This is a genomic window from Paenibacillus sp. 2TAB19 (assembly GCF_052115185.1).
Lineage (GTDB): Bacteria > Bacillota > Bacilli > Paenibacillales > Paenibacillaceae > Pristimantibacillus.
In genome coordinates this window covers 1-6,822 of the sequence record NZ_JBFRGE010000144.1, presented here as the reverse complement: position 1 = coordinate 6,822, position 6,822 = coordinate 1, and the positions used below count along the sequence as shown (strand labels likewise).

5 protein-coding genes are annotated in these 6,822 nt (G+C 46.0%); all 5 read left to right on the top strand.

All coding sequences use genetic code 11. The annotated features are described in order from the left end of the window. Nucleotides 1–997: sensor histidine kinase (locus AB4Z33_RS30045; RefSeq protein ID WP_442053415.1), on the top strand; the 997-nt coding region annotated here is incomplete at its 5' end. Next, nucleotides 997–2,598 (top strand): response regulator transcription factor, encoded by a 1,602-nt coding sequence (locus tag AB4Z33_RS30040; protein ID WP_442053414.1) that lies wholly within the window; start codon nucleotides 997–999, stop codon nucleotides 2,596–2,598. The genes AB4Z33_RS30045 and AB4Z33_RS30040, both read left to right, overlap by 1 nt. A 171-nt stretch (nucleotides 2,599–2,769) precedes the next feature. Next, nucleotides 2,770–4,569 (top strand): beta-glucuronidase, encoded by a 1,800-nt coding sequence (gene uidA / locus AB4Z33_RS30035; protein WP_442053413.1) that lies wholly within the window; start codon nucleotides 2,770–2,772, stop codon nucleotides 4,567–4,569. A gap of 14 nt (nucleotides 4,570–4,583) precedes the next feature. After that, the gene (locus AB4Z33_RS30030) at nucleotides 4,584–5,873 is read left to right on the top strand and encodes a glycoside hydrolase family 1 protein (protein WP_442053412.1); all 1,290 of its coding nucleotides are present in this window, start codon (nucleotides 4,584–4,586) and stop codon (nucleotides 5,871–5,873) included. Between the two features lie 130 nt (nucleotides 5,874–6,003). Further along, a partial coding sequence (locus tag AB4Z33_RS30025; RefSeq protein ID WP_442053411.1) for an ABC transporter substrate-binding protein occupies nucleotides 6,004–6,822 on the top strand: 819 nt, incomplete at its 3' end.

Below are 6,822 nucleotides of genomic sequence, written 5' to 3'. Positions count from 1 at the left end.
ATTTCTGGTTGTTGGAGCAACTTCCAAGATGGGGGATTTTAACCTTATTACATTAATTCCAGATCAGCGAATACTAGCTAATCTTCCTTATTTGCAAGGGATTATTTGGGTGATTACCTTTATCTCCCTAATCTTCATCCCAGTTGGATTGTATTTCATGAGACAAACCATTCTAATCCCGCTGCAGCGGCTTTTGAAGTCCATGAAGAAGGTGAGGAACGGGGATTGGAATAGTCGGGTAATGTTATATGACACATCGGATGAATTTGTAATGCTAGGTCAATCCTTTAATTCCATGATGGATGAAATCCAATCCCTTCGTACCAATGTATACGAGGTTCAGTTAGACCATCAGAGGGAGGAATTGCAGCGGCTGCAGTTGCAAGTGAACCCGCATTTCTTTTTGAATACACTCAACATTATATACAATTTGGCCAAGGTTAGTAAAGTTGATCTTGTACTCGAGATGACCTTATCACTCATTCGATATTTTCGCTTTATGTTTCGCAGCAATACATCATTCGTTAAGCTAAAAGAAGAGTTAGAGCATACCCGCAACTATCTTCGAATACAAAGCTTGCGGTTTCCGGATCAATTAACCTGGTCGATTGACGTTCCGGATTTTCTTACCAATGCCCCCATACCGCCTTTGATTATACAGTCATTCACGGAGAATTCCATCAAGCACGCCGTGACATTAGATGAACCTTTTCATATTTCGGTAGGGATCGATTTATTGGAAGAGGACGGCTCATTAATGAAGATACAGATTCGGGACAACGGTCCGGGCTTTCCGGATGAAGTCCTTCAAGCACTGCGATATGGCCGCAGTGTGGAGAACGAACAAGGCGAACATACGGGGATCTGGAATGTGCAGCGGCGTCTAAGGTTACTGTATGGCGACTCTGTGTCAATCCATTACGGCAACAATCTTGAAAACGGCGGAGTCGAGGTTGAAATCGTTCTTCCGAGAAAACCTGTTATGGAGGGTTCGTGATGAGTTATCAAATACTGCTCGTGGACGATGAGGCACATGCAATCGAAGGCGTGAAATCAGATCTAGATTTGGCTAAGCTTCAGATCAGCAATCTGTTTACTGCATGGAATATTAGGAAAGCTAAAGAGATATTGGAACAGGAACGGATTGACATCCTGTTATGCGATATCGAGATGCCTCACGGCAGCGGTCTCGAACTGCAGGCCTGGTTGCGAGAACATCAGCCCCATATCGTCACGATCTTCTTAACGAGCCATGCCGACTTCAAATACGCCAAGGAAGCATTAAAGCTTGGGAGCCTTGATTATTTGCTCAAGCCCGTAATGGCGGATGAATTGGAAGGCGCGATTCGAAAGGCACAGGAACTTATAGACCGGAACGGCGAGATCAGCAGGAACAGTCAATCCCATCAATTGTGGATGAAGCATCACTCTTACATCATCGAAAAATTCTGGCTGGACCTCATCTATCAATCCATACCTAACGATCCGGATGCGATTCGGGAACAGGTGGAACGTCATCATATTCCAATGACGGAAGAGTCTATCTTTCTTCCTGTCTTAATATCGGTGCAGAGGTGGAATAAGGAACTAAAGAGCAGGGACGAGAAGATTCTGGAATATGCGCTTCTCAATTCGGCTGAAGAGATCGTCATTAACAACGAATGGAACGGAATCTGCTTTGAGCTGGACAACGGAATGCTCCTTGTAATCTTGGTTGCTTCCCAGGGGACAGAATGGGATCAAGACCGCCTACTGCATGTATGTCGTCAGTACATTGAATCGTGTAATCGCTATTTTTACTGCGACTTAACCTGCTATGTAGGTCATTCCGTACAAGTCCACGAGATGGCGCCGATGGTGAAGGCATTGAGGGTAATGGATTTTAAAAATGTCGTATATGCCAACGAAGTTTTCCATTACYGCGTCAACGATGCGTCAGGACAAGCTTTTGAACTCCCTGCTTTAAGTTCGATCTTGTCCTTATTGAAAACCGCACCAAAAGAAAAAGTCATAGAGGTAGTCGAAAACCTGTTGGATGAACTCGTCTTTAACCAAGAGATCGACGCAGATACGCTTCATCGTTTTAATCAGGATTTCGTACAGGTGCTGTATTCCTTTTTACATGCCAGGGGTATCCAAGTTCATCAATTATTCGGCGATGAAGATTCAATGCGAATCTCGGATCAAGCCGGTCGCTCGATCACGAACATGAAAATATGGGTTCGGCACGCTATACACCGAGCTACGAACCAAGCCGATGCTTTCAAAGAAACGGGTTCGATTGTCGAAAAGATAAAGCGGTTCATTGCGATGAATATAGATCAAGACTTATCGCGGGAAATTATCGCAGAGCAAGTGTACATGAACCCAAGCTACTTGTCTAAGTTCTTCAAGAAAGAAACGGGTTATTCCCTTTCTGATTATGTGTTGGTTGAACGAATCAAGCAAGCGAAGGAGCTATTGACCCAAACCAACGTGTCCATCAGCACCATCGCTGCATCGGTAGGGTACACGCACTTCTCCCATTTTTCCAAAATTTTCAAAAAATATGCCGGTATTGGTCCAACAGAATATCGCAGTCAATTCGGAAAAAGTTGAGCAGCCTTCAAGTCTGCTCAACTTTTTTGAGTATATCGCGGTCTATCTGATAAAAAGCCATCAAAGTGTTACCCGACGGGTCTCTAAAGTGTTAGTTTCAACTCATCCAAAGGGCTATCATTATTGTGAGTAGAGCTATAGAACTTACGACAAAGGAGCCTGAGTGAAATTATGCTATATCCAATTGTAACTGAAACCCGCAGCATTATGGATTTGTGCGGCATTTGGAATTTCAAGCTGGACCAAGGAGATGGATTTAGAGACGAATGGTACAAAGAGGCGCTTACGGATGCGATCCGCATGTCTGTACCAGCTTCTTTCAATGACACAGGTGTTACGGCAGATATACGCAATCATGTAGGTTGGGTATGGTACGAGAGGCAATTTACCGTACCCAACCTTTTGTTGTCTGAGCGAATCGTGTTGAGATTAGGCTCCGCCACCCACTTTGCCAAAGTGTATGTCAACGGTCAACTTATTATGGAACATAAAGGCGGTTTTACGCCGTTTGAGGGGGTGATCAACCACTATCTTCATTCGGGTAAAAATCGTTTGACGGTTGCCGTCAACAATATCGTGGATGAAACGACACTGCCGATGGGCTCCTATGTGGAAAGAGAAGAGCCTGGTCTAGGCAAGGTGGTGAAGAACAGTCCTTATTTCGATTTCTTCAACTATGCCGGGATCCATCGGCCTGTCAAAATCTACACGACCCCTACAATTTTTTTGAAAGACGTCGCAATTGTCCCCGAACTTGATGGAGATGCCGGGATTGTCCGCTTTGAAGCCGCGATCGAAGGACAGGCCGATGTACAGGCAACCATCTTGGACGAATCGGGCACGGTTGTTACTCAGTTCCAAGGTGAAAGCGGCTGTATGCGGATCGAACAAGTAAAGCTATGGGAGCCGTTACAGCCCTATTTGTATCAACTGAAGCTGGAGCTGCTTCAGGATGGGCGGCTTGTTGATGTCTATGAACAGCCGTTCGGCGTTCGCACCGTAGAAGTGAAGGGCGGCCAATTCCTCATTAATAATAAGCCGTTTTACTTTAAAGGCTTCGGCAAGCATGAGGATACTCCAATAAACGGACGGGGGCTTAATGAAGCGGCTAATGTCATGGATTTCCGATTGATGAAATGGATGGGCGCCAACTCATTCCGTACGGCGCACTATCCGTATTCAGAAGAGATTATGAGACTAGCGGATCGCGAAGGAATTGTCGTCATTGACGAGACGCCAGCGGTCGGACTTCATCTCAATTTTAATGTGACTCCGCAGCGCGGACCCAAACGGAATACGTGGGAAGTGTTGAAGACGCAGGAGGATCATCAAACCGCTGTACGGGAGCTTATCCAACGCGATAAGAATCATCCATGTGTGGTGATGTGGTGTATTGCCAATGAACCCGCATCCGAAGAGGATGGCGCAGATGATTATTTCCGTCCTCTTGTGGAATTAGCGAGGAAGCTGGACCCTCAGAAGCGACCCGTTACCATCGTGACCCACATGATGGCGCTTCCGCATACGGACAAAGTCGCGGAGCTGGTAGATGTGCTGTGCCTGAACCGCTACTATGGCTGGTATGTATTCGGAGGGGAATTCGAGACCGCCAAGATCAAGCTGCGCGAAGAGCTGAACGGCTGGTACAAACGATGTCCAGGCAAACCGATCATGATGACAGAATATGGAGCGGATACAATAGCGGGCTTCCATGACATCGATCCAGTTATGTTTACGGAAGAGTTCCAGCTGGAATTTTACCGGGCGAATCATGAAGTGTTTGACGAGTTCGAGCATTTTATTGGCGAGCAGGTATGGAACTTCGCCGATTTCCAAACCAGTCAAGGCATCATCCGGGTACAAGGCAATAAGAAGGGGATCTTTACTCGCGACAGAAAACCGAAAGCGGCAGCGCACGAGCTGCGCAAAAGATGGACGTCTATTCCCGACTTTGGATACAAAACGAACTAAGAAGGAGAGATTATATGTCATCACATACATTTCCTGAAGGATTCTTCTTTGGAGCATCAACCGCGGCTCATCAGGTAGAAGGGAATAATACTCATTCCGATTTCTGGCTGATGGAGAATCTCGAGCACTCCACATTCAAGGAGCCTTCCGGAATCGCTGTCGATCATTACAGGCGCTATCGGGAAGATATTGCGCTTATGGCTTCCCTTGGTTTAAATGCTTACCGTTTCTCCATYGAATGGGCACGAATCGAACCGGTGGAAGGCAAATATGACCAAACGGCTGTAGATCACTATCGTGATATGTTGTCAGCTTGCGAAGAACATCATTTAACGCCGATCGTGACGCTGCATCACTTTACCTCACCGCAATGGCTGATCCGTGCCGGTGGCTGGGAATCAGAAGAGACTCCTGCACGATTCGCTCGCTACTGTGAGTATATTATGCGTGAATTAGGCAACCAGATTCCCTACGTTTGTACGATCAATGAAGCGAATATGGGTCTGGGCATCACCAAGATCATCAAGCRCTATCAAAAAAATGCCGAAGCAGCTCAAGCTGCTCAAGTTGGAATTAATTTCGAACGAAACGCCAAGATGCAACAATACAAAGAAGAATTAGGACGTGCCTTTGGTTTGCACCCGAACGATGTTCACCCTTTTTTGGCCCCGCGTACGGACAAAGGGAATCAACTGATCTTTCAGTCTCACGTCGAGGCCAGAGCAGCGATTCGTCGAGTAAGTCCGAATACGCGTGTGGGCGTGACGCTGTCCCTCTACGACATTCAATCCATACCTGGTGGGGAGGAACATGCGGCGGAGGCGCTCAAAGAAGAATTTCTGGACTTCCTTCCTTACCTGCAGGAGGATGATTTCTTCGGCTTGCAGAACTATACGCGTTCTATATATGGTCCTGATGGTATGCTTCCCTTCCCTGCGGAGACTGAGAAAACCCAGATGGGCAATGACTTCTGGCCGCAAGGGCTTGAAGCTGTAATTCGAACCGTTCATAAGCATCTGGACAAGCCGATCCTCATCACCGAGAACGGGATCGGAACAGATAACGATGAGCGTCGTGTCGCCTTCATCGAACGTGCACTTCAAGGCGTGTATACCTGCATCGCGGATGGTCTTCCGGTTGTTGGGTATTTGCACTGGTCGCTAATGGACAACTTCGAGTGGCAGCAGGGCTTTTCCAAAACCTTTGGTTTGATTGAAGTGGATCGTTCAACACAGAAACGGACATTAAAACCAAGTGCTCGTTATCTGGGTAATATCGCATTAACGAACAGTCTGTTGCTTTGATCGGGGGATGCCGCTTTGGGCTAAGTAAAGCTTGAAAGTGCTATGAATAATGTCCTCTAAGTGTTAGTCGCTTGACGGATAACGCGATAAGATAAACGTGTAAGGACAACTTATTTATGGGGGGATTACAATGAAAAGAAAAAAAATAGCCATCAGTCTGCTTCTTGTCTTGACCTTACTTGCAGCATGCAGCAACAATTCCAAAAATGAGAGCCCGGCCTCATCGGATTCACCAACCACTAGCGCGGACTCGAACAGCGTAACCAAAGACCCTTTTGAAATTACGATGGCCATGCCTGTTTTTGGATCCGTTTCCAAGGATTTTCCGTTAATTGAAGATGAATTGAACAAGATTACGAAAGAGAAGATTAATGCTACAGTAAAAATTCTGCCGATCAGTATCGGAGCATGGCAGCAGCAAATGAACTTGATGACGGCCGGCGGTGAAAAACTCGATATGTACTTTTCTTTTGGAGTCGGTTACCCAAGCGATGTAACGACTGGTAAAGTCATTGAACTGGACAATCTTATGGATCAGTATGGCCAAGACCTCAAGAAGCAGTTTGATCCGCAATATCTGGAGAGTGCGAAGGTCAATGGCAAAACGTACGGCGTGCCGGTTCTGAAAGATTACACGACAGGTATACCGGGCATCGTGATGAGAAAGGATTTGGTAGAGAAGCACCATATTGATGTAGCYTCGATCAAAACGATAGACGATTTGGACAACGTATTTAAAACGATCAATGACAATGAGCAAACTATATCGCCGCTTGCCATCGGATTAACCTTGCCATCGGATCAATATATTTGGTACGACAAAGTGGGTGACGGTTTAGGAGTATTGCCTGGTTTTGACAACGATTTGAAGCTTGTGAATTTATATGATACCAAAGAATATGAAAATTACTTAAACAACGTACACGGGTGGTTTAAAGCCGGTTATATC